This window comes from Acetobacter fabarum, assembly GCF_011516925.1.
Classification (GTDB): Bacteria; Pseudomonadota; Alphaproteobacteria; order Acetobacterales; family Acetobacteraceae; genus Acetobacter; species Acetobacter fabarum.
On sequence record NZ_WOTG01000033.1, the window covers coordinates 2,501 to 5,581 of the forward strand.

General features: G+C 54.8%; 2 rRNA genes. Both read left to right on the plus strand.

The features are described 5' to 3' along the window. The first annotated feature begins 12 nt into the window (after positions 1-12). Positions 13-2,753: ribosomal RNA gene (locus tag GOB83_RS14350) — 23S ribosomal RNA — on the plus strand. A 111-nt stretch (positions 2,754-2,864) separates the two neighbouring features. Beyond that, positions 2,865-2,980, plus strand: a 5S ribosomal RNA gene (gene rrf / locus GOB83_RS14355). Positions 2,981-3,081 lie beyond the last annotated feature (101 nt).

Here is a 3,081-nt window from a genome sequence, read left to right on the forward strand (position 1 = left end):
TGTGCATGGGGCGAGTGAGCGCGATAAGGGCATTCGGTGGATGCCTTGGCACCAGGAGGCGACGAAGGACGTAGCACGCTGCGAAAAGTTGTGGGGAGCCGCGAGCAGGCATTGATCCGCAAATATCCGAATGGGGCAACCCACCCAGCGATGGGTATCATCATCTGAATACATAGGGTGATGAGGCGAACCCGGGGAACTGAAACATCTCAGTACCTGGAGGAAAAGACATCAATTGAGATTCCGCTAGTAGTGGCGAGCGAACGCGGATCAGGCCAGTGGTCTTTAGAAGAGAAGCAGAACGATCTGGAAAGGTCGGCCATAGTGGGTGATAGTCCCGTATGCGTAGTGCTTTTAAAGATCCTTGAGTAGGGCGGGGCACGTGAAACCCTGTCTGAACATGGGGGGACCACCCTCCAAGCCTAAATACTCCCTGGTGACCGATAGTGAACAAGTACCGTGAGGGAAAGGTGAAAAGCACCCCGACGAGGGGAGTGAAATAGACCTGAAACCGGATGCCTACAAGCAGTCGGAGCCTCTTATGGGGTGACGGCGTACCTTTTGTATAATGGGTCAGCGAGTTTCTGTTTGCAGCGAGCTTAAGCCGATAGGTGTAGGCGTAGCGAAAGCGAGTCTGAATAGGGCGCATAGTTGCTGGCAGAAGACCCGAAACCGAGTGATCTAGCCATGGCCAGGCTGAAGGTGCGGTAACACGCACTGGAGGGCCGAACCCACGCCTGTTGAAAAAGTCGGGGATGAGCTGTGGCTAGGGGTGAAAGGCCAATCAAACTCGGAGATAGCTGGTTCTCCGCGAAATCTATTGAGGTAGACCGTCAGGTGTTGACCCCGGGGGGTAGAGCACTGGATGGGCTAGGGGGGCCCAAAGCCTTACCAAACCCAACCAAACTCCGAATACCCGGAAGTTTAGCCTGGCAGACAGACAGTGGGTGCTAAGGTCCATTGTCGAGAGGGAAACAGCCCAGACCACCAGCTAAGGCCCCTAAATCGTGGCTAAGTGGGAAAGGATGTGGGGATTCCATAACAACCAGGAGGTTGGCTTAGAAGCAGCCATCCTTTAAAGAAAGCGTAATAGCTCACTGGTCTAATAGAAACCCTGCGCCGAAAATGTAACGGGGCTCAAGCCACGTGCCGAAGCTGTGGGTGCATACTATGTATGCGCGGTAGCGGAGCGTTCCGTAGGTCTGTGAAGGAAGCGGGGTGACCCCTTCTGGAGATATCGGAAGTGCGAATGCTGACATGAGTAGCGACAAACAGTGCGAGAAACACTGTCGCCGAAAGTCCAAGGGTTCCTGCGCAAGGTTAATCCACGCAGGGTTAGTCGGCCCCTAAGGCGAGGGCGAAAGCCGTAGTCGATGGGAATCAGGTGAATATTCCTGAACCTGCCAGAAGTGACGAATGCGATATGTTGTTGGTCCTTAACGGATTGGACCGGCTTTTGGAGCATTCCAGGAAATAGCTCTGGCGTATAGACCGTACCCTAAACCGACACAGGTGGACTGGTAGAGCATACCAAGGCGCTTGAGAGAACGATGCTGAAGGAACTAGGCAAATTACTCGTGTAACTTCGGGATAAGCGAGACCCACATTTGGGCAACCATTTGTGGGTGGCACAGACCAGGGGGTAGCGACTGTTTAGTAAAAACACAGGACTCTGCGAAGTCGAAAGACGACGTATAGGGTCTGACGCCTGCCCGGTGCCGGAAGGTTAAGAGGAGGTGTGAGAGCACTGAATTGAAGCCCCGGTAAACGGCGGCCGTAACTATAACGGTCCTAAGGTAGCGAAATTCCTTGTCGGGTAAGTTCCGACCTGCACGAATGGCGTAACGACTTCCCCGCTGTCTCCAGCATCGGCTCAGCGAAATTGAATTCCCCGTGAAGATGCGGGGTATCCGCGGTCAGACGGAAAGACCCTATGAACCTTTACTGTAGCTTTACAGTGGCATCAGAGACATTCTGTGTAGGATAGGTGGGAGGCTTTGAAGCAGGGGCGCCAGTTCCTGTGGAGCCATCCTTGAAATACCACCCTGAATTTTTCTGATGTCTAACCGCGGCCAGTAAGCCTGGTCCGGGACCCTGTATGGTGGGCAGTTTGACTGGGGCGGTCGCCTCCCAAAGTGTAACGGAGGCGCGCGATGGTGGGCTCAGGCCGGTCGGAAACCGGCTGTTGAGTGCAATGGCATAAGCCCGCCTGACTGCGAGAGTGACAGCTCGAGCAGAGACGAAAGTCGGCCATAGTGATCCGGTGGTCCCGCGTGGAAGGGCCATCGCTCAACGGATAAAAGGTACTCTAGGGATAACAGGCTGATCTCCCCCAAGAGTCCACATCGACGGGGAGGTTTGGCACCTCGATGTCGGCTCATCACATCCTGGGGCTGGAGCAGGTCCCAAGGGTTCGGCTGTTCGCCGATTAAAGTGGTACGTGAGCTGGGTTTAGAACGTCGTGAGACAGTTCGGTCCCTATCTGCCGTGGATGTTGGAGATTTGAGAGGATTTGTCCCTAGTACGAGAGGACCGGGATGAACATACCTCTGGTGCACCGGTTGTCGCGCCAGCGGCACAGCCGGGTAGCTAAGTATGGACGGGATAACCGCTGAAAGCATCTAAGCGGGAAACCCACCTCAAAACTAGATCTCCCTGAGGGTCGTGGTAGACCACCACGTTAATAGGCCAGATGTGAAAGCGTGGTAACACGTGCAGCTAACTGGTCCTAATCACCCAATAGGCTCACTCTCACACTATCCTTACGGATAGCCCGTGCACAGAAATCATCCATAACCACGTCACACACAAAACACCAAAACGCACCAACCGCATCCACACACCCTAAAGGGTGGTCTGGATGACCTGGTGGCCATGGCGGGGAGAGTTCCACCCGATCCCATCCCGAACTCGGCCGTGAAAACCCCCAGCGCCTATGATACTGCGGCTTAAGCCGCGGGAAAGTCGGTCGCCGCCAGGTCTTCCAGTCTACCCTCACAAAACTAAGCCAAAACAAAATCAGCACTCTCTCAACCGCGGGGTGGAGCAGCCCGGTAGCTCGTCAGGCTCATAACCTGAAGG